Here is a 20,670-nt window from a genome sequence, read left to right on the forward strand (position 1 = left end):
CAATGTTCGATGAAGATGTCCAGACTTAAACGACGCGTTTTTACAAATGCCATTCTCCAGAGTACTCAACAGGTTTTTAAGCGAAGGCTTCCTGTGCTGGGGTTCATCTTGCTGTTCGCCTGTTTGATATATGTTGGCTTTATAGCGAATGTTTACTACCAAAACCAATCAGAAAGCAAAAGTGCGCAGGAGTTGACACGATTAGAATACTTACTGGATAGTAAGTTGCAACACGTTGCCCATCTACTGTATTCAATAGACGCCTATCTCAACACCCATCAAGATGCAGACTTTTATGAGATAGCGCAATCACAGCTTACCACGGCGAATTTAGGGTTGAGTATGGAAACACACGCAGTGGTTTCACCTGAACAATCCTCCATATTAGAGAAAGTGCAGCGAGAAAGAGGCTATTTTGACTTTAAAATTAGGGGCAGTCTAGATAAACAGGCTAATCAATGGCTGGTGGTTACCCGTGCCGCGCCTGTGTCTGAAGTTGGTCAGACCGTCGGGCAGGCGGAGGTACTTGAGAGAGATATTTTTGCAGAGCGGGATGAGAATGACTTAACGACCTATGTCTGGCCAAATAGGCAAAAACTCAGTGTATTGATTGAGCAACCGCGTTTTGGAGAGTTTAAAACGCTACTGGGATTAAGTTTTGAGTTACCTTTTTTATTGGATTCATTATTTGGCCAATTATATCAGCAGCGCAAACAACACTTATTGGTCTCTTCAAAAAAAGAAATTATTTATAGCTCCGATTGGCAGAAGCGCTTCGACCTTCAGAGTTTAACGCCAAGTGCGGTGCACACCATTAATTTTTATGGTTTGCCCATTACCATGCAGTTGTATGATGAGGCGTGTTTACATCCAAGTTGGTTAAATAACCATAGCGTACTGATTGTACTCTTTTTAGGTATTCTGGCCGCCTGTATTTTATTGGTGTGGCTCCAGCTAAGACAACTGAAAAACCGCAATGACACCGTCAATAATTTAGTTGTTGAAAGAACTAAAAGTTTAGAGGTGTCTAACCACAGGTTACAAGTCGAATCTAATAAGCGCTTAGGGGCTTTGCAGCAACAGGTCGCTGCAGAGCGTAAGTATAAAAGTTTATTCGTTAATAGCCATGAAGGTTTATTTGTACTAGACCGCCGGGGCTACATTATTGACTCCAACCCCGCTTTCAATGCGTTACTTTTTGGTGGGCGTATTCCTTCGCCAAATACAGACTTTAGTGCACTTATGCAAGACTCTGAGTGTCATGAGCAGTGGAACCAGATTGTTGCCACTAAGCAAGCTCACCAAGAAATGGAGTGGTTAGCAAAAGCAGAATCAGGAGAGCATATCTGGCTTAGACATTCTGGGCATTGGCTGCATCAACCGGATAGTTGCCTGTATGAGGGGAGAGTGACGGACATTACTCAGGCTAAACTGTTCCAAGAACAATTGCGATATAAAGCGCAACATGACAGCTTGACCGATCTGCTAAATCGTCAGAGCTTTGTGTCTTTGGTTGATAAGCTCCGTGAGCGAAAACGCGCCAAGTTTACTTTGCTATATATTGACTTAGACCGCTTTAAGCTAATAAACGATACCTTAGGCCATCAAGCCGGCGATAAGCTACTTATCGAATTTGCAACAAGAATGCGTATGCTGCTTAGTAGCTATGCCGATATTGCCCGGCTTGGCGGTGATGAATTCGCCGTCCTTATTTACGATGAGCATCTACATGAACCAATTGAGGGGGTGCTTGAAGATATTCTTGCGCGGATCCGAGCGCCATTTCTGTATCAGGGTAACAGCCACTGTGTAAGTGGTAGCGTTGGCGTACGTCACTTTACCGTTCCGTGTCTACATTGCGATGCTGAGAAGCTACTACATGATGCCGATATTGCAATGTATGAGGCAAAGAAGCGAGGTAAGAACACTTATCATATATTCACGAATGCTATCGCTTGCGAAGCAGGTCGAAAGATCCAGATTGAGCAAGCGCTACAGGCAATAGTCATGTCTCGCGAACTAAGCCTGAATTTGCAGCCCGTTTATTGTCAAAAAGGGCAGAATTTAAAAGGGTTCGAAGCGCTACTACGCTGGAATAGCCCAACGCTCGGAGAAGTAAGTCCTGCGGAATTTATTCCCATCGCAGAACAATGCGCGAAGATTTCAGAGCTTGGTCGCTGGGTATTTGATCAGGCGCTCAATTTTATCAATGCTGTAGGAGACAGCACCCTTTTTGTTGCTGTTAATGTTTCTCCGTTGCAACTCCAGTCGCAGGAATTTATCAATTGGTTAGTGTCTCGCTGTGAGGATGAAAATGTTGCGATGAAACAAATTAAGCTTGAGTTGACAGAATCCGCCATGATGGCAGAGGAAAACATGCTTATAGGGCCGCTGGAACAACTTCATCAAGCGGGATTTGGCATCTATATTGATGACTTTGGCACAGGTTATAGCAGCCTTGCCCGGCTCAATCATCTTCCCGTGGATGGTATTAAAATAGATAGGGCTTTTATGTCCGGCATTGAGCTGGGCGGTAAGGCGACGCAACTCATTGAAGCGATTTGTGCGATTGCGCACAGCTTTAACCTTGTCGTGACAGCCGAGGGTATTGAAACAGCAGCGCAGCTTGATACGTTATCAAGGCTTTATTGTCATCAAACACAAGGCTATTTTATGTCGAAGCCGCTTGTTGTGGCAGAAGCTAAACGCCTCGCTTTGCCGAACAAAAAAGTGCATCAGTTATTTGCTTAGCTAAATAACCTGAGCTGTGGATAATTAATGCCTTTCTAGCAGCCAGTTTTAGTGCTAACTGCGTTGAATTCACTTCCAATAGCCAGCTATTGGCGCGTAAATTCGCCTTGTTTTCCCTAAAACTCTCTGGCTAGACAAGGAAAAACTAAGTTGTGCTTTAGCAACAATGAGTTGGAACATTCCTTATCCAAACCTCAGGTTAAATAAATAACCTGAGGTTTGGATAACAAAGTGACATCTCATTAGGTGATAGAAATAATGGCTGAAAAAGTGAAAATACCTATTGACCTTAACATGGGTTGAGGTTTTAACCTGCCTCCATCAACTTTAGGAGTCAGTCATGGAATTAGAAGCGAATATCAATCAATATCTTAGCAGCTTATCGTTACAGCACTTTGCTGGGATTGAGCTGATCACCGAGTTACAACAAAAACACCTTTCTCGCTACGCCTTCTCAAGTATTAATGCCATGTATGGTGAGCGTCTGTTGCTTGACCCATTACCACTATTTAGCCGTTTAGTGACCAACAAACGAGGTGGCTACTGCTTTGAGCATAACAAGGTGGCATTTTTAGCGCTGCAACAGCTTGGGTTTACAGTAAGGCCGGTTCTTGCGAGAGTAATGCTAAATGGTAGCTCCTCCAATCCTCGTTCTCACCGGATGACATTGCTTAATTTGGATGGTGAGCAGTACTTGGTTGATGTAGGATTTGGAGTGAAGTCGCCTCGTGTACCGATTAACATCAATCAGGCCTTAACTATCCAAGGTCGACAGACTTATCAGGTACAAAAAACAGCAGACACAGTCAAAGTGACTCTGTTAGAGGAGGGCGAAGCACCGCTTACTTTATATCATGTCGACCTTGCTGAAGTGTTCGAATCCGATTGTGAAGTGGCACACTTTTATTCCCATCAACATCCTGAAGCGGCGTTTGTGAATAACTTAGTGGTCTCTCGAATTACAGATTGCCACCGTTATTTACTGCGTAATCAGAGTTATTTTGAATGGCATGAATGCGATGGCAGTGTTACTGAAACTAAAGTGGAGAGCTTTGCTCAGCTAGAGCAGTTAGTAAAAGAGACATTTTTGCTTGAAACGCCAAGAGCAGTTTTAAAAAGCGTATACGATAAAGTCCTAACTCGCGCCGCAAATAAACCAGTCGAGCGTTAATTCGACTGGTTTTACGTGAATTAGTTTACGGTATTACCACCTTCTAGCTTAGTCTTCCAACCTAGAAACCACAAAATAGGGGTTAAGATACTCGGCTTTTTGATTATAGCGCAGAGGCTCGCCATTCACTTGGCTGACCTTTGCCCCAGCGATACTCGCCACCGCGTGTCCGGCCCCGGTATCCCACTCTGAAGTTGGGCCAAGACGAGGGTAAACATCGGCTTTACTTTCGGCTACTAAACATAACTTAAGTGAACTGCCTTTAGGCACCATGTCGACTTGCTCGAAGCGGGTAAGGTACTCGGCTAAATCTGGTGAAGGGTGTGATCGCGAGCCAACTACTTTGATTAAACCTTGATTGGGCTTTGTGGTGACTTTGAGCTCTATGCGAGCTTCACCCGTTTGCTTGAACGCGCCAATACTTTTTTCTGCAAGGTAGCTTTCATTAAGTGCTGGAGCATGAACAACACCAAGAATGGGTTCACCGTTATTAATAAGTGCAATATTTACCGTAAATTCGCCATTTTTCTTGATGAATTCCTTAGTGCCATCAATGGGGTCAACCAGCCAATATTCTTGCCATTGTTGGCGCTCTTGCCAATCTATTCCTGCGCTTTCTTCGCTTAATATCGGCATTTCGGGAGTGAGGGTTTTAAGGCCTGCAACAATAATTTTATGTGCAGCGAGATCTGCCTCAGTGACGGGACTTTCATCTTCTTTATATTCAACATTAAAGTCCTTGGCATAAATCTCCATAATCGCTTCACCAGCGCGAATACTCAGATTTAATACTTCTTCCAGCAGATCCGTATGATTCATGACTTACCCTATTAAATTTTTTGACAGTAGATAGTGTATTAGCTGCTGGACAGATTCTTCCAGCGACTGCTCGGAAGTATTTAAACATATTTCTGGACTAATTGGGGGCTCATACGCCGAATCTATGCCAGTAAAATGTTTTATTTCTCCAGCACGCGCTTTTTTATACAAACCTTTAGGGTCTCGTTGCTCGCAAATTGCAAGCGGCGTATCGAGATATACTTCAATAAACTCGCCGCTTGCGACTAAGTTACGCACCATGTCTCGTTCTGCTTGAAAAGGAGAGATAAAAGCAGTGAGTACCATTAGTCCTGCATCGACCATGAGTTTGCTGAGTTCACCCACTCGACGAATGTTTTCGACGCGGTCTTCATCACTGAACCCTAAGTCTTTACACAGTCCATGCCTGACATTATCCCCATCAAGGAGGTAGGTATGTATGCCTTTTGCTTGCAGTGCATGCTCAAGTGCATTGGCCACGGTGCTTTTACCTGAGCCTGAAAAGCCTGTAAACCAAAGCACGCAAGGCTTATGACCTTTTAATTCGCTACGTTTTGTTTTATCTACGGCATAGTTATGCCAAACAATATTTTCGTCCATACTTTGCTCTATTAAAATGGAAAGACAAATGGAATAACAGTCAGTACCGTCGCTGAATAAATCAATGACAAGGGCAGTCCCATGGTGACGTAATCACGAATTCGATAGTTGCCTGCGCTATACACCATGAGGTTAGTTTGATAGCCAAAAGGTGAGATAAAGCTCGCGGATGCGCCAAAGGCTACCGCCATTACAAAGGGTAGTGGATTTACATCAAAGCCACTTGCCAGCGCATAAGCCACTGGGAATGAAAGTGCTGCCGCGGCATTGTTAGTGATGAGCTCGGTAAATATCACAGTCATCACAAAAATGGCGATAAATGCGCCGTAAGGACCAAAATCCCCTAACAACCACAATAAGCTCGAGGAAATCTCTGCCGCTAGTCCGGTTTCAATCATTAACTTAGCCAGCCCTATCGCACTGCCAACAATAGCGACAAGCTCAATAGGAAAGCGACGTTTCATCTCAGGGACTTTGATTGTACCGAGCACCACAAGGGCGGCGAGTAACACAATCAACCCTTTTACCAGCGGCACAACCCCAAAGATACTAAGGCCAACCACTGTCGCAAAACTCGCAAGTACCGTGTTGGACTTATTGCGAGATAGATGTGTTTGTAAATCTAGGCCCGAGATATACACAAATTCGCGTTTGAGATTGGGGAGTGCATAAAAATCGCTGCTTGGTGCTAGTATTAAAGAGTCGCCCGCTTGTAATTCGACCTGACCGATCCCACCTTGTAGGCGGTCATGACCACGACGGATGGCAATAATAGCTGCATGAAACTGCTCCCTAAAGCGGATCTCTTTAATGGTTTTTCCAAGAAAACGGGAGGACTGACTAACGACCACTTCCACCAAGTGCTCAACGTCTTTTTCGTGTTTATCATGGACTATCTTTAATCCATCGAAACGCTGTAACAGTGGCACTGAGTTGATGTCGCCCACAAATAGCAGAACATCACCAGCAAGAATTTCTTGTTGTGGCGTAACTGCGCAGATCCGTCGTTCACCGCGAATAATTTCAGCAAGAAATAAGTCTTTGAGGTCGCGCAGACCGTTTTCTTCAACCGTGCGACCAACTAGTTTGGAGCTTGGCTCAACTTTTCCTTCTAAATAAAACGGCACGACCTCATCATTATTTTTGCCGTTGTCGGGCAAATATTTGAGCATAATCGTGATGGTCAATAAACCCACACTCAGGACGGCGAGACCAACTAAGGTAAAGTCAAAAAAGCCCAGCGGCGCCATCCCTGCTTCTACGGCAAAGCCATTAACAATAAGATTGGTAGAAGTACCTATCAGCGTTAACGTACCGCCTAAAATAGCAGTATAAGAAAGCGGTAATAGCAGCTTAGAAGGCGCATGTGTTTTGCTCTCTTTAACGGTGGTGATCAGCGAAGCAACCACCGCCGTGTTATTGGTAAAAGAAGACAAAAAGGCAGTGGATAAACCCAGTTTAATTACGGCTTTTGAGAGACTACCTTGCGCCATCGAGTGGGCGAGCTTTTTGACTAAGGTCGTTTTTTCAATCGCAATAGAAACTAGAATAAGTAGCACAAGCGTGATTAAAGACGGGTTTGCATAATTCACCAACATCGATTCAAGATCGATAAGGCCAGTCAAATAACTGGTGGCGATTGCGCCTGTGAATAGCCATGCAGCGTTAATGCGTGTGGCAAAAAGACACACCACTAACGCTAGCATAATGCCTGTTAAAATGACTTGTTCCATAATGACGTCATACCTCGACTAACAGGCTAAATTGCATTATTTTAACTTCGAAATATCAAGCGCTTGCCAATGAGGGAAGTGCTTGCGAACTAATGCATTAAACTCAATCTCAAATTCACTAAACTGACTTGAGGACGTTGCTGTTGCTGCTTGAACCGTTTCCACCATACCCGCACCTATGGTTAGGTTAGATAGGCGATCAATTAAGATAAACGAGCCAGTTTCACGATTATTCAAATACTCATCTGCAACGACATTTTCTGTCAGCTCGATGGTCACGATAGCAATTTCATTTAATGACAATGAATCGGCTTGACCGTGCTCAAGTGTATTCACATCGATAGTATGCTCGATATTTTTCACGATTGCCGCGGTTTTCTTGCTACCCAATTTAAGGTTATAACTTTTACCCAACTGGAGTGGTGTTTCGTGCATCCATACCAGCTTAGCAGTGATCTGATTCGTCACCTGAGCAGTCGACTCTGCAGGCACAATCACATCGCCACGACTCACATCGACTTCATCTGCTAGGGTGATAGTGAATGCTTGTCCGGTTTCCACTTGGGTTAGATTGCCATCAAAAGTCACGAGTTCTTTAATGGTTGAAGTCTTACCTGATGGCAATACTTTAACCGCTTGGCCAACGCTTAAGCTACCAGAGGTTAATGTGCCTTGGAAACCACGAAAATCTAGGTTAGGACGCACTACATATTGCACCGGGAATCGCGCTTCAAAACTGTGGTTTGGCTCTGCTGCAGGAGAATCTTCCAGCAGTTCCAGCAGTGGTTTGTCTTGATAATAAGGCGTTTTTTCTGAGCGGTTTACAACATTGTCGCCTTTAAGTGCTGACATTGGCACAAAGCGAATATCTCGTACGTTCAGTTGCTCAGCAAACTTCAAATAGTCGGCCTTTATGCGCTCAAATACGGCCTCATCAAAGTCAACAATATCCATCTTGTTTATCGCGACAACGAACTGTTTGATACCCAATGAATCACAGATAAAGCTATGGCGTTTAGTCTGAACTTGCACACCATAACGGGCATCGACAAGGATAATCGCCAAATCACTGGTCGAAGCACCCGTAACCATATTACGTGTGTATTGCTCGTGTCCCGGCGTATCGGCAATAATAAATTTACGCTTCGCAGTTGAGAAATAGCGGTAAGCCACATCAATGGTAATACCTTGCTCACGCTCTGCTTGCAAGCCATCAACAAGTAACGCTAAATCTAGATCTTCACCCGCATTGCCGACTTTTTCATTGTCTTTGTGTAGCGCAGCTAATTGGTCTTCATAGATTTGATGGCTATCGTGTAGCAAACGGCCGATCAGCGTTGATTTACCGTCATCTACGCTGCCGCAGGTCATCATACGCAACAAGCTCTTGTCTTGCTGACGCGCTAAGTAGGTTTCAATGCCTAATTCTTTCACTTCATTTGCTGTTGACATTAGAAATACCCCTCGCGCTTTTTCTTCTCCATTGACCCAGATGAGTCATGATCAATCACTCGTCCTTCACGTTCTGACGACGTAGATAACAACATTTCTTCGATAATTCCAGTGAGCGTATCGGCTTCTGATTCAACTGCCCCCGTTAGCGGATAACAGCCAAGTGTTCTGAAGCGTACTGATTTCATTTCTGGCACTTCACCTTCTGCAAGTGGCATGCGGTCGTCATCGACCATAATTAACGTCCCGTTACGCTCAACAACCGGTCTTGGCTTTGAGAGGTAAAGTGGCACTATCTCAATACCTTCTTGGTAGATATATTGCCAAATATCGAGCTCTGTCCAGTTTGATAATGGGAAAACTCGAATGCTTTCACCAGGGTTCACTTGACCGTTATACGTATTCCATAACTCCGGACGTTGGTTCTTAGGATCCCAGCGGTGGTGTTTATCTCTAAATGAGTAAACCCGTTCTTTTGCTCGTGATTTTTCTTCATCACGGCGGGCACCACCAAAGGCTGCGTCAAAGCCATATTGATCTAGCGCTTGCTTAAGGCCTTGTGTTTTCATGATATCGGTATGCTTGGATGAACCATGAACAAATGGACTGATGTTCATCTCTATACCTTCGGGATTTTTGTGCACAAGCAGTTCAAATCCATATTCTTTTGCTAGTCTATCGCGAAACTCGATCATTTCTCTGAATTTCCAGTTGGTGTCAACGTGGAGTAGAGGAAAAGGGATCCTCGCAGGGTAGAAAGCCTTACGAGCGAGGTGAAGCAGTACCGACGAGTCTTTACCAATCGAATACAACATTACCGGGTTTTCAAACTCTGCGGCAACCTCTCGGATGATCTTTATGCTCTCAGCTTCGAGTTGCTGGAGATGGGTTAAAGCCATGATTAATGTCCTACTTATAAATTTAACTATCTCGTGCTTCAATTACGCGACTTGCGTAATGGGTTGAGCAAAGCTACTGATTTGATTGTTCTTATTAAACCAAGATAATTGCTCATGTAATGCTGCTACTTCACCAATAATTAATAATGCTGGCGATTGAATATCATGTGCAGTAATAGTCTGTGCAAGTTGATCTAATTGTGTTCTTACGACACGCTGAGATTTGCGCGTGCCATTCTCAACAATTGCTACAGGCGTACTCGGCGAGCGCCCATGAGTGAGTAATTGCGCCTGAATGTGCGGCGATTTAATCACTCCCATGTATACAGCAAGCGTTTGATTCGCTTTAGCCAAGCCTTCCCAGTCGAGTTCTTGTCCATCTTGTTTGCAATGCCCAGTCACAAATTGAATAGCTTGAGCATGATCTCTATGGGTTAATGGGATACCAGCGTATGCGCTACATCCTGCAGCTGCAGTAATGCCAGGAACAATTTGATATTTCACGTTATTCTCGGCTAATACCTGTACTTCTTCGCCACCGCGACCGTAAATAAATGGGTCGCCGCCTTTTATTCTACAAACCTTTTTACCTTGTTTGGCTAAGTCAACCAAAATCTCGTTGGTGTGCTCTTGTTTAACGCTATGATTACCGGCTTTTTTGCCCACGCAGATTAAATCAGCGTCACGACGTACAAGATCCATGATTTCGTCTGAAACTAGGTAGTCATAAACCACAACATCGGCTTGTTGCATGAGTTGTAATGCCTTAAGTGTCAGCAGTTCTGGGTCCCCAGGACCCGCACCGACGACGTAAACCTCGCCTTCAGGTGAAGGAGTGCTTTCTAGCATGGCTTCAAGTTGAATTTGTGCATTTTCATTGTTACCAGCTTGTACTTCACTTACCACATTTGAATCAAAGACGGATTCCCAAAACTGTCGGCGGTCTGCAAAGTGTTTAAAACGCGCTTTTACTTTATGTCTGAATTGACCCACAAGCGTTGCCAGCGGACCAATATGCTGTGGAATAAGGGTTTCTAACTTCTCTCGTAATCGTCTTGCAAGGACGGGCGCAGTTCCAGCACTAGATATGGCAATCGTTATAGGGTTTCTATCCACGATTGAAGGAAAAATAAAATTACACTTTGGTTGATCGTCGACTACGTTAACGAAAAGGTTGCGCGCTTCAGTAAGCTCTGCCACCTCTGCATTTACGGCTTCAATATCCGTTGCCGCAACGACTAACATGGCATTGTCTAGGTCTGATGCATCAAATGGCTTATGTCGAAGTGCAACGCTTGCATCCGCTGCTAGTGATAAAAGCTCAGTGCAAAACTCAGGTGAAACCAAAGTGACTGCTGCATTGGCTTTTAAAAAGGCGCGGCACTTTCTCAGCGCAACCTCACCACCACCTACAATCAATACAGGTTTATTTTCTAGTTTGGTAAAAATTGGCAAGTATTGCACGATAACCTCTGCTAAACATCACGACGGTTGATATCAATATTGATTGATATCAGTAATAGAGCGCAGCATATAGAGTTGCAAATGTGGGAAAAAATAATTTAAACCGACTCAATATAACCAAAAGTTATAAAGAAAGCGGTTAAATCTCACTTCCTTTATATTTCATGTGGTTAACTTAAGTTTTTGCTGCGATTTGACGATTATAGTGTTTGGTTATGAGATATTCATTTAATGAACAATAGTAAAAACCGTATCTAACAGGTAATTGTATGCGGACATTTGTCCTATTGTTGGTCCTGCTGTATGCATTTAACTAGGCTTATTACATAGAATGAAAAGGAACACGGTAATGACTTTACAATCTGATGCTCGGTTGTCGCTGAGTTTAATGGATTTGACCTCTTTGAAAGAGGACGATACGCCGGCAAGTATTCTCGCGTTATTGAATAGCATTAACCCTGATATCGGACTACCAGCGGCTATTTGTGTGTATCCGCAGTTTGTGACGTTAGTAAAAGAAGAGTTGGAAAAGCGTGAGTGGTCGCAGATAAAAGTAGCAACGGTGACCAACTTCCCATCTGGAGAGCAAAAGCTCCAGCAGGTCGTTGCACAAACTCATTCAGCAATCGCAGATGGTGCTGACGAAATTGATCTTGTGCTTCCTTATCAGCAGCTGATGGCGGGTGACCCAGATACACCTTGGCAATATGTCCATTCAAGCAAGCTTGCTTGTCAAGGTAAAGCAAAGCTCAAGGTCATCATCGAAAGTGGCGTATTGGCTAAGCCAAAGCTCATTGCGGAAGCCGCGCAGCTTGCCATTATGGCGGGCGCGGACTTTGTTAAAACAAGTACAGGAAAGGTTGCTGTCAATGCTACACCAGAAGCGGCTGAAGTTATCCTTAAGACAATCAAAAGCAGCGGTAAATCGGTTGGATTTAAAGCGGCCGGTGGAGTAAAGTCAGTAGTTGAAGCGCAGCGGTATTTACGATTGGCTGAAGAAATTATGGGGGCCGAGTGGCTCAATGCCAAGAATTTTAGGTTCGGTGCTTCAAGCCTATTGAGTGATGTAGCAGTGGTTGTGAATGGACAGAGCGAGTGAAGCAGAAAAAATAAAACTTGAGCATGACGCGGCTAAACTGTTTTTACGCAGTTATGAAAAGCAGTATGCAGTGCATATGCGCCATATTTGGCACAATGAGCCCAATAAACCGGATGTCAGTTGTTATCAAGGAAAAATACAGCTTGATATAGAAATAGCCCATTTTTATGCCAGTGAGAAAGAAGCGATGGCTGTGCTTGGGCGTCCGCTGTCTCTCTCCACGCAAAGAGAGCTGGCAGCAATGAGTCAAGCCGCTGACTCCGATCAACTGAGTATCGGTTTACAGCGGTTGCTCAATCAAAAAGCCAAAAAACACTATGATTCACAACGTGTTTGGTTGTTAATTCGAAATGCCAGCCCCATTTATCATCTTGACGATTTTAAGCGCTTAAAAGCCACTTGGGAGATCCCTGATTGTCACCCATTTGAGCAAGTTTGGGTGCTTTGTGATTTTTATCACGGAGATTTATTGCGTCTTTTCTGAAGGCGTCGCAAAACTAAGTTTAGATTAAATGTTACTTTGCATATCTTTTACACTTGTTTTCGTTTGCTTCGTCAGTATAATGGGCATCCACTTTGCAGGGGCGTAGTTCCAATTGGTAGAACAGCGGTCTCCAAAACCGATGGTTGCGGGTTCGAGTCCTGCCGCCCCTGCCAATTCAGCAACAAGTCCACATTTAAAATAACGTGACCCAAAACCACTTAAGTCGCTTATTTGTAAATTTGGATTGAATGGATTTACCCTGTTCTATGCAGGGTTGTTGTGTCTGTATTTAAGGTAAAATTGATTATGAGCACTAATGTTGAAAACTCGTCAAGCTCGATGGACACGGTAAAGTGGCTAGCTGCTATTGCACTTCTAACTGGTGCCGTAGTTGGTAATTATCTATATGCCGATTTATCTGTTTTAGTACGCGCTGTTGGCGTAGTTGCAGCTATCGCTGCGGCTTTGGGCATTTTGGTAACGACTGAAAAAGGCCGTACCTTTATCGCTTTTGCTAAAGAATCACGTATTGAAGTACGTAAAGTTATCTGGCCAACGCGTCAGGAAGCGACTCACACTACTTTCATCGTGATCATTGCAACGGTGATTATGGCATTAATCCTATGGGGATTAGATGGTATACTTTTCCGTGCAGTAGGCTTTTTAACTGGATTGGAGATCTGATCCCATGTCGGATGAGAACAAAGAAAAGAAATTACGTTGGTACGTGATCCAAGCGTTTTCAGGTTTTGAAAAACGCGTAGCACAAACCATTATCGAGCATATTAAAATCGAAGGGTTAGAAGACCTATTCGGTGAGATCCTTGTGCCGACTGAAGAAGTGGTTGAAATGCGTGCAGGTCAGAAACGTAAATCTGAGCGTAAATTCTTCCCTGGCTATGTATTAGTTCAAATGGTAATGGACGATGCGTCTTGGCACTTGGTGAATAGTACACCGCGTGTAATGGGCTTTGTTGGTGGTACGTCAGACCGTCCTGCACCAATCAGTCAAAAAGAAGCGGATCGTATTCTTAACCGTCTGCAAGAAAATGCTGAAGCACCGAAACCTGCTACTTTATTTGAGCCGGGTGAAGTGGTTCGTGTTACAGATGGTCCATTTGCTGACTTCAACGGTGTGGTTGAAGAAGTGGATTACGAAAAGAGTCGCCTGAAAGTTTCGGTACTTATTTTCGGTCGTTCAACGCCTGTAGACCTAGAATTTGGTCAGGTTGAGAAAGACAAATAAATTCTAACTTGAAAAAGTTGTCAAAGGCCGCTGATTAATCTATAATCAGCGGCCTTTTTGTTGTACACAAAAATATGCGGCAAAAAGACTGAATTTTTTAACTGGGAAGCCGTTTGAGTACGCGTCCTCGCGCGCACGAGGCAAAGACCCACAATTGAGGTATTATCATGGCTAAGAAAGTTGAAGCTCTAATCAAGCTACAAGTTGCTGCTGGTATGGCTAACCCTAGTCCTCCAGTAGGTCCTGCACTAGGTCAACACGGTGTAAACATCATGGAATTCTGTAAAGCGTTCAACGCACGTACAGAGTCTATCGAAAAAGGCGCACCTGTTCCTGTTGTTATTTCTGTTTACAGTGACCGTTCTTTCACTTTTGAAATGAAGACTCCACCTGCGGCATACCTTCTTAAGAAGGCTGCTGGTATCAAGTCTGGTTCTGGTCGTCCTAACACTGAAAAAGTTGGTACAGTTACTCGTGCTCAACTTGAAGAGATCGTTGAGACGAAACGTCCAGATCTTACTGCTGCTGATATGGACGCAGCTGTACGCACGATTGCAGGTTCTGCACGTGCAATGGGCTTGAACGTAGAGGAGTAATTGAGAATGGCTAAATTAACTAAGCGTATGCGTACTATCCGCGAGAAAGTGGATGCGACTAAAGAGTACGAAATCAACGAAGCTGTTGCTCTTCTAAAAGAACTTGCTACTGCTAAGTTCGTTGAAAGTGTTGACGTTGCTGTAAACCTAGGTATCGATGCTCGTAAATCTGACCAAAACGTACGTGGTGCAACTGTACTACCTCACGGTACTGGTCGTGATGTACGCGTAGCGGTATTCACTCAAGGTGCAAATGCTGAAGCTGCTAAAGAAGCTGGTGCTGATTTAGTAGGTATGGAAGACCTTGCAGAGCAAGTTAAGAAAGGCGAAATGAACTTTGACGTTGTTGTTGCTTCTCCAGATGCAATGCGCGTTGTTGGTCAACTAGGTCAAATCCTAGGTCCACGTGGTCTTATGCCTAACCCTAAGACAGGTACTGTAACGCCTAACGTTGCAGAAGCTGTTAAGAACGCTAAAGCTGGTCAGGTTCGTTACCGTAACGATAAGAACGGTATCATCCACACTACTATCGGTAAAGTAGACTTTGACGCTAACCAACTTCAAGAAAACCTTGAAGCGCTAATCATCGCGCTTAAGAAGGCTAAGCCTTCTACTGCAAAAGGTACTTTCGTGAAGAAAGTAAGCATCTCTACTACGATGGGTGCTGGTGTTGCTTTAGACCAAGCTACTCTAAATACTCAAGTAGTATAATTTAGAGTTTAGCGTTTACATGGCGTAAAAATTAGACTATAATTTTGCGCCATTTTGTAGAGAAGTGTACTTCTTTACAAAGCAAAGAATTCGGGTTGAAGCGCATAATTTCGAAAATTGTTTCCATCATGGTCTACAATGAATCGATAAATTGCGCTTCCGTCCAAGACCGTAGGTGGCTTCGGCCTTAATCGTCCTACGTAGACGGTGTGAATCCCAGCTAGATTTTCCTAATCTTCTGGCTCTCGCCGTAAAAAGCATCTCTGCTAAAGTTTTTAGCAGGGTAGAGTAGAACTGAAAAACATGTTTGTTTTTCTATAAACCAGGAGTAACACCCATGGCTTTAAATCTTCAAGACAAAAAAGCAATTGTTGCTGAAGTCAACGAAGCTGCCAAAGGTGCTCTTTCAGCAGTTGTTGCTGATTCTCGTGGTGTAACAGTAGGTGCAATCACTGCTCTTCGTAAAGAAGCTCGTGAAGCTGGTGTATGGATGAAAGTTGTTCGTAACACCCTAGCTAGACGTGCGGTTGAAGGCACTGATTACGAATGCCTTAATGAATCACTAGTTGGTCCAAGCCTAATCGCTTTCTCTTCAGAGCACCCTGGTGCTGCTGCGCGTATCTTTGCAGATTTCGCGAAAAAGAACGAAGCATTTGAGCTTAAAACTGCTGCATTCGAAGGCAAAATCGTTGACGTAGATATGCTTGCTAAGCTACCTACTTACGACGAAGCTGTTGCACGCTTAATGAGCGCTATGAAAGAAGCGTCTGCTGGCAAATTGTGTAAAACAATTGAAGCGGTACGTGTACAGAAAGCTGAGCAAGCTGCTTAATCTAAGCAACGCTCCTTTCTTTAATAAATTTTTTGAACCGCATGGGTTCGTAAATAATTAGGAAATTTGAAATGTCTGTAACTAAAGACCAAATCCTTGACGCTATTGCTGAAATGTCAGTAATGGAAGTTGTTGAACTAGTTGAAGCTATGGAAGAGAAGTTCGGTGTAACTGCAGCTGCTGCTGTTGTTGCTGCTGGTCCTGCTGAAGCTGCTGAAGAAAAGACTGAGTTCGACGTAATCCTAGCTGCTGCTGGCGGTAACAAAGTTGCTGCAATCAAAGCGGTACGTGGCGCAACAGGTCTAGGCCTTAAAGAAGCTAAAGCTCTAGTTGAGTCTGCTCCTGCACCTATCAAAGAAGGTGTATCTAAGGAAGAAGCTGAAGCTCTTAAGAAAGATCTTGAAGAAGCTGGTGCTCAAGTTGAGATCAAGTAATCTAGCTCCCGCTAGGTTCGCTGCCTGAGAAATCAGGCAAGGGCTGGTGATTATTTAATCACCGGCCCTTTTGCGCTATAGAGATATGCATTTCTATCGTGCATAAATCTTCGAATTTCACTGTAATTTTCAATAACTTAGAAGTTTTTGTTGAAAATCGCAATGGCATTTGAAGTAACACTGATTTGATGACATTAACGATTTGAATATAGCCTGAATTGTGCTCATTTAAGCCGTTAGTTAAGCAAGTTAGTGTGACAATTTAGATGTTGTTATCATGGCTTAGATGCCAGTGAAGTCTGTTCAATTTTGGACAGGTTGGGTCAAAGATCAGCAAGCTGAGGAACCCCATGGCTTACTCTTATTCTGAAAAGAAACGTATCCGTAAGGATTTTGGTAAACGTCCACAGGTTTTGGACATACCTTTCCTACTGCAAATGCAGTTGGAATCGTTCGATAAGTTCATTGCGCCTGATGCCGATGGCGATACTGGATTGGAAGCTGCTTTCCGTTCTGTATTCCCTATCAAGAGCTACTCGGGCAACTCTGAACTTCAATACGTCAGTTATCGTATTGGCGAGCCAGTATTTGACGTTAAAGAATGTCAAATTCGCGGTGTGACATATTCTGCTCCACTTCGCGTTAAACTACGTCTTGTGCTAATGGACAAAGATGCACCTGGCACAGTCAAAGACATAAAAGAGCAAGAAGTTTACATGGGCGAAATCCCGCTCATGACAGACACCGGTACTTTTGTAATCAATGGTACTGAGCGTGTTATCGTTTCTCAGCTACACCGTTCACCTGGTGTATTCTTTGATAACGACCGTGGTAAATCACACTCATCTGGTAAAGTGTTATATAACGCACGTGTGATCCCTTACCGTGGTTCATGGCTTGACTTTGAATTCGACGTTAAAGATAACCTTTACGTTCGTATTGACCGTCGCCGTAAACTACCAGCATCTATCATCTTACGTGCACTAGAGTTCACTTCAGAAGAAATCTTGGCACTATTCTTTGAAACGACAAGTTTCGAAGTAAAAGATGGCAAAGTGTTGATGGAACTTGTGCCTTCACGCCTACGTGGTGAAACCGCTGCATTTGATATTAAAGATGCAAACGGTGACGTATTGGTTGAAAAAGGCCGTCGTATTACTGCACGCCACATTAAGAGCATCGAAAAGCAAGGCATCGACACTCTTGAAGTACCGCATGAGTACATCATCGGTCGTGTTGTTGCTAAAAACTATATCGACGAATCAACAGGCGAAGTGATTGCAGAAGCGAACACTGAACTATCACTAGAGCTTATGGCTGAATTGGTGAAAGCGGGTCACTCAAAGATCGATACGCTTTACATCAACGAAGTAGACAGCGGTGCGTACATGTCAGAGACATTACGTGTTGATTCTACTAACAATCGCCTAGAAGCATTGGTAGAAATCTATCGCATGATGCGCCCTGGTGAGCCACCAACAAAAGAAGCTGCAGAAGCGTTATTTGATAACCTATTCTTCTCTGAAGAGCGCTACGACCTTTCAACGGTTGGTCGTATGAAGTTCAATAGCCGTGTTGGTTATGATTCAGATGAGGGTAACGGTACGCTATCTAAAGAAGATATCGTGAGCGTGATGAAGGTATTGATCGACATCCGTAACGGTAAAGGCGATGTTGATGACATCGACCACTTAGGTAACCGTCGTATCCGTTCTGTAGGTGAAATGGCTGAAAACCAATTCCGTGTAGGTCTTGTACGTGTTGAACGTGCAGTACGTGAGCGTCTAAGTCTTGGTGACCTAGATAACGTTATGCCACAGGATTTGATCAACGCTAAGCCAATCTCTGCAGCAGTAAAAGAATTCTTTGGTTCTTCACAGCTTTCACAATTTATGGACCAGAACAACCCGCTTTCAGAAGTAACGCACAAGCGTCGTATTTCTGCATTAGGTCCGGGTGGTCTAACTCGTGAGCGTGCTGGCTTCGAAGTACGTGACGTACACGTAACGCACTACGGTCGTGTTTGTCCTATCGAAACGCCTGAAGGTCCAAACATCGGTCTAATCAACTCGCTATCTACTTACGCGCGTACAAACGACTATGGTTTCTTAGAGACTCCATACCGCAAAGTAGTAGACGGTATCGTTACTGACGATGTTGATTACCTATCAGCAATAGAAGAAGGTCAGTTCGTTATCGCACAGGCGAATACAACGCTAACTGATGACAACCAATTTGCTGAAGAATTGATTCCATGTCGTTTTAAAGGTGAATCAACCTTTATGCCAAGCGACAGCATCCAGTATATGGACGTATCTCCACAGCAGGTAATCTCTGTGGCTGCAGCGCTTATCCCATTCCTAGAACACGATGACGCGAACCGCGCATTGATGGGATCGAACATGCAACGTCAAGCTGTACCTACACTACGTGCTGATAAGCCGCTAGTTGGTACTGGTATTGAGCGTACACTAGCGAAAGACTCTGGTGTAACAATCGTTGCTAAGCGTGGCGGTATCGTTAAGTATGCTGATGCGAGCCGTATTGTTGTTAACGTTAATGAAGATGAGCGCATCCAAGGTGAAGCGGGCATCGACATCTATAACTTAACTAAGTACACACGTTCAAACCAAAACACGTGTATCAACCAGAAACCAACTTGTATGGTTGGTGAGCCGGTGGTACGTGGTGACGTGCTTGCTGATGGTCCTTCAACAGACCTAGGTGACTTAGCACTTGGTCAGAACCTACGCGTAGCGTTCATGCCTTGGAATGGTTACAACTTCGAGGATTCAATCCTACTTTCAGAGAATGTTGTAAAAGAAGATCGTCTAACGACTATCCACATTCAAGAGCTTCAGTGTATTGCTCGTGATACTAAGCTTGGTCCAGAAGAAATCACTGCGGATATTCCAAACGTAGGTGAGTCTGCACTAGGTAAGCTTGACGAATCAGGCGTTGTATATATCGGTGCTGAAGTGAAAGGCGGCGACATCCTTGTAGGTAAAGTAACGCCTAAAGGTGAAACGCAGCTAACACCTGAAGAAAAGCTACTACGTGCTATCTTCGGTGAAAAAGCGTCTGATGTTAAAGACAGCTCACTACGTGTACCTAACTCTGTATCTGGTACGGTTATCGACGTACAAGTGTTTACGCGTGATGGTGTTGAAAAAGACAAACGTGCACTAGAAGTTGAAGATATGCAGCTTCGCGAAGCGAAGAAAGACTTCAACGAAGAGTTCAGAATCCTTGAAGGCGGTATCCTGACTCACGCTCGTAACCTACTGATTAAATCAGGTATGAGTGAAGAACAGCTTGCTGGCTTTAACACTGAGAAGCTACTAACACAAAGCCTTGCTGATGAAGAGCATCAAGCAGAGCTTGAGCAACTAGCTGCACAGTATGACGAGCTTAAAGCTGACTACGATAAGCGTTTCGAGAACAAGCGTCGTAAGATCACTCAAGGTGATGACCTAGCGCCTGGCGTACTTAAGATTGTTAAAGTATACCTAGCTGTTAAACGTCGTATCCAACCTGGTGATAAGATGGCGGGTCGTCACGGTAACAAGGGTGTAATCTCAACTATCGTTCCTGTTGAAGACATGCCTTACGATGATAAAGGTCGTACTGTAGATATCGTACTTAACCCACTGGGTGTACCATCTCGTATGAACATCGGTCAGATCCTAGAAACTCACATGGGTCTAGCTGCTCGTGGTATCGGTGAACGTCTTGAAGAAATGATGAAAGAGCAACGTGAAATTCACGAGCTACGCGAATTCATCAAGAAAGCTTACGAAATCGGTGACTGCCGTCAGAAAGTAGATATTGCTAACTTCTCTGATGATGAAATCCGTCGCTTGGCAGATAACCTTAAAGGTGGTCTTCCAATCGCAACACCAGCATTTGATGGTGCACGTGAAGCTGAAATCAAAGACATGCTAGAGCTTGGTGGTTATCCAAGAAGTGGTCAGGTAACGTTATATGATGGTCGTACTGGTGATGCATTTGAGCGTCAAGTAACAGTAGGCTACATGTACATGCTGAAACTGAACCACCTTGTTGATGACAAGATGCACGCGCGTTCAACAGGTTCTTACAGCCTAGTTACTCAGCAGCCGCTGGGTGGTAAGGCACAGTTCGGTGGTCAGCGTTTCGGTGAGATGGAGGTATGGGCACTAGAAGCATATGGTGCTGCCTACACGCTACAAGAAATGTTGACAGTGAAGTCGGATGACGTTAACGGTCGTACTAAGATGTATAAGAACATCGTAGACGGTAACCACAAGATGGAACCGGGTATGCCTGAGTCGTTCAACGTACTGTTGAAAGAAATCCGCTCGCTAGGTATCAACATCGAGTTGGAAGAAATTTAATCC

At 44.1% G+C, this 20,670-nt stretch carries 17 protein-coding genes and 1 tRNA gene; 12 read left to right on the forward strand and 6 right to left on the reverse strand.

Annotated features, from left to right (window positions below; translation table 11 throughout):
- The first annotated feature begins 93 nt into the window (after positions 1 to 93).
- Both NH462_RS15285 and NH462_RS15290 read left to right on the forward strand, forming a co-directional pair.
- Positions 94 to 2,751 carry an EAL domain-containing protein gene (locus NH462_RS15285; protein ID WP_253106430.1) on the forward strand — a complete coding sequence of 886 codons (2,658 nt, stop codon included), beginning with the start codon at positions 94 to 96 and terminating at the stop codon, positions 2,749 to 2,751.
- Between the two features lie 340 nt (positions 2,752 to 3,091).
- Positions 3,092 to 3,922, forward strand: a complete 831-nt coding sequence (locus NH462_RS15290) for an arylamine N-acetyltransferase (RefSeq protein ID WP_253106433.1) — start codon at positions 3,092 to 3,094, stop codon at positions 3,920 to 3,922.
- 48 nt (positions 3,923 to 3,970) lie between these two features.
- Here NH462_RS15290 and cysQ read toward each other — a convergent pair whose 3' ends face one another.
- The 6 genes from cysQ to cysG are packed head-to-tail and all read right to left on the reverse strand — an operon-like array spanning position 3,971 to position 10,889.
- On the reverse strand, positions 3,971 to 4,741 hold the full coding sequence (cysQ, locus tag NH462_RS15295; protein ID WP_010376240.1) for a 3'(2'),5'-bisphosphate nucleotidase CysQ: 771 nt from the start codon (positions 4,739 to 4,741) through the stop codon (positions 3,971 to 3,973).
- Between the two features lie 3 nt (positions 4,742 to 4,744).
- Positions 4,745 to 5,341, reverse strand: coding sequence for an adenylyl-sulfate kinase (gene cysC, locus NH462_RS15300; RefSeq protein ID WP_010376239.1), 597 nt, complete (start codon positions 5,339 to 5,341; stop codon positions 4,745 to 4,747).
- An 11-nt stretch (positions 5,342 to 5,352) separates the two neighbouring features.
- Entirely contained in the window at positions 5,353 to 7,077 is a 1,725-nt protein-coding gene (locus NH462_RS15305) for an SLC13 family permease (RefSeq protein ID WP_253106452.1), read from the reverse strand.
- Positions 7,078 to 7,110: 33 nt separating this feature from the next.
- Complete coding sequence (gene cysN / locus NH462_RS15310) at positions 7,111 to 8,526, reverse strand: sulfate adenylyltransferase subunit CysN (protein WP_253106436.1); 1,416 nt, start codon at positions 8,524 to 8,526, stop codon at positions 7,111 to 7,113.
- A complete protein-coding gene (gene cysD / locus NH462_RS15315; protein WP_253106439.1) occupies positions 8,526 to 9,425 on the reverse strand; it encodes a sulfate adenylyltransferase subunit CysD in 900 nt (299 codons plus the stop codon). The genes cysN and cysD overlap by 1 nt, the downstream gene beginning before the upstream one ends.
- A 42-nt stretch (positions 9,426 to 9,467) precedes the next feature.
- Complete coding sequence (gene cysG, locus NH462_RS15320) at positions 9,468 to 10,889, reverse strand: siroheme synthase CysG (protein WP_253106441.1); 1,422 nt, start codon at positions 10,887 to 10,889, stop codon at positions 9,468 to 9,470.
- 349 nt (positions 10,890 to 11,238) lie between these two features.
- Here cysG and deoC point away from each other — a divergent pair, with 349 nt between their 5' ends.
- The 10 genes from deoC (at position 11,239) to rpoB (ending at position 20,667) form a co-directional block, all read left to right on the forward strand.
- Entirely contained in the window at positions 11,239 to 11,988 is a 750-nt protein-coding gene (deoC, locus tag NH462_RS15325) for a deoxyribose-phosphate aldolase (protein ID WP_253106443.1), read from the forward strand.
- Positions 11,972 to 12,472, forward strand: a complete 501-nt coding sequence (locus tag NH462_RS15330) for a hypothetical protein (RefSeq protein ID WP_253106444.1) — start codon at positions 11,972 to 11,974, stop codon at positions 12,470 to 12,472. Before deoC ends, NH462_RS15330 begins: the two co-directional genes overlap by 17 nt.
- Positions 12,473 to 12,568: 96 nt before the next feature.
- Positions 12,569 to 12,645: transfer RNA gene (locus NH462_RS15335), tRNA-Trp, on the forward strand.
- Positions 12,646 to 12,778: 133 nt separating this feature from the next.
- The gene (gene secE, locus NH462_RS15340; protein WP_010376231.1) at positions 12,779 to 13,156 is read left to right on the forward strand and encodes a preprotein translocase subunit SecE; all 378 of its coding nucleotides are present in this window, start codon (positions 12,779 to 12,781) and stop codon (positions 13,154 to 13,156) included.
- Between the two features lie 4 nt (positions 13,157 to 13,160).
- Positions 13,161 to 13,718, forward strand: a complete 558-nt coding sequence (gene nusG / locus NH462_RS15345) for a transcription termination/antitermination protein NusG (protein ID WP_010376230.1) — start codon at positions 13,161 to 13,163, stop codon at positions 13,716 to 13,718.
- Positions 13,719 to 13,885: 167 nt separating this feature from the next.
- Positions 13,886 to 14,314, forward strand: coding sequence for a 50S ribosomal protein L11 (gene rplK, locus NH462_RS15350; protein WP_010376229.1), 429 nt, complete (start codon positions 13,886 to 13,888; stop codon positions 14,312 to 14,314).
- Positions 14,315 to 14,320: 6 nt separating this feature from the next.
- Entirely contained in the window at positions 14,321 to 15,025 is a 705-nt protein-coding gene (gene rplA / locus NH462_RS15355; RefSeq protein ID WP_010376228.1) for a 50S ribosomal protein L1, read from the forward strand.
- A 337-nt stretch (positions 15,026 to 15,362) separates the two neighbouring features.
- On the forward strand, positions 15,363 to 15,857 hold the full coding sequence (rplJ, locus tag NH462_RS15360; protein WP_010376227.1) for a 50S ribosomal protein L10: 495 nt from the start codon (positions 15,363 to 15,365) through the stop codon (positions 15,855 to 15,857).
- A 71-nt stretch (positions 15,858 to 15,928) separates the two neighbouring features.
- Entirely contained in the window at positions 15,929 to 16,291 is a 363-nt protein-coding gene (gene rplL, locus NH462_RS15365) for a 50S ribosomal protein L7/L12 (protein ID WP_010376226.1), read from the forward strand.
- Between the two features lie 350 nt (positions 16,292 to 16,641).
- On the forward strand, positions 16,642 to 20,667 hold the full coding sequence (gene rpoB, locus NH462_RS15370) for a DNA-directed RNA polymerase subunit beta (RefSeq protein WP_017219219.1): 4,026 nt from the start codon (positions 16,642 to 16,644) through the stop codon (positions 20,665 to 20,667).
- The last annotated feature ends 3 nt before the right edge of the window (positions 20,668 to 20,670 follow it).

Origin of the sequence: Pseudoalteromonas sp. OANN1, from assembly GCF_024124685.1 — a bacterium.
Classification (GTDB): Bacteria; Pseudomonadota; Gammaproteobacteria; order Enterobacterales; family Alteromonadaceae; genus Pseudoalteromonas; species Pseudoalteromonas piscicida.

What these genes read in the sequence shown, in the direction of transcription:
- NH462_RS15290 (WP_253106433.1), top strand. Translation starts at nt 3,092, where the DNA reads ATGGAATTAGAAGCGAATATCAATCAATATCTTAGCAGCTTATCGTTA.
- cysQ (WP_010376240.1), bottom strand. Translation starts at nt 4,741, where the DNA reads ATGAATCATACGGATCTGCTGGAAGAAGTATTAAATCTGAGTATTCGC.
- cysC (WP_010376239.1), bottom strand. Translation starts at nt 5,341, where the DNA reads ATGGACGAAAATATTGTTTGGCATAACTATGCCGTAGATAAAACAAAA.
- cysN (WP_253106436.1), bottom strand. Translation starts at nt 8,526, where the DNA reads ATGTCAACAGCAAATGAAGTGAAAGAATTAGGCATTGAAACCTACTTA.
- cysD (WP_253106439.1), bottom strand. Translation starts at nt 9,425, where the DNA reads ATGGCTTTAACCCATCTCCAGCAACTCGAAGCTGAGAGCATAAAGATC.
- deoC (WP_253106443.1), top strand. Translation starts at nt 11,239, where the DNA reads ATGACTTTACAATCTGATGCTCGGTTGTCGCTGAGTTTAATGGATTTG.
- NH462_RS15330 (WP_253106444.1), top strand. Translation starts at nt 11,972, where the DNA reads ATGGACAGAGCGAGTGAAGCAGAAAAAATAAAACTTGAGCATGACGCG.
- secE (WP_010376231.1), top strand. Translation starts at nt 12,779, where the DNA reads ATGAGCACTAATGTTGAAAACTCGTCAAGCTCGATGGACACGGTAAAG.
- nusG (WP_010376230.1), top strand. Translation starts at nt 13,161, where the DNA reads ATGTCGGATGAGAACAAAGAAAAGAAATTACGTTGGTACGTGATCCAA.
- rplK (WP_010376229.1), top strand. Translation starts at nt 13,886, where the DNA reads ATGGCTAAGAAAGTTGAAGCTCTAATCAAGCTACAAGTTGCTGCTGGT.
- rplA (WP_010376228.1), top strand. Translation starts at nt 14,321, where the DNA reads ATGGCTAAATTAACTAAGCGTATGCGTACTATCCGCGAGAAAGTGGAT.
- rplJ (WP_010376227.1), top strand. Translation starts at nt 15,363, where the DNA reads ATGGCTTTAAATCTTCAAGACAAAAAAGCAATTGTTGCTGAAGTCAAC.
- rplL (WP_010376226.1), top strand. Translation starts at nt 15,929, where the DNA reads ATGTCTGTAACTAAAGACCAAATCCTTGACGCTATTGCTGAAATGTCA.
- rpoB (WP_017219219.1), top strand. Translation starts at nt 16,642, where the DNA reads ATGGCTTACTCTTATTCTGAAAAGAAACGTATCCGTAAGGATTTTGGT.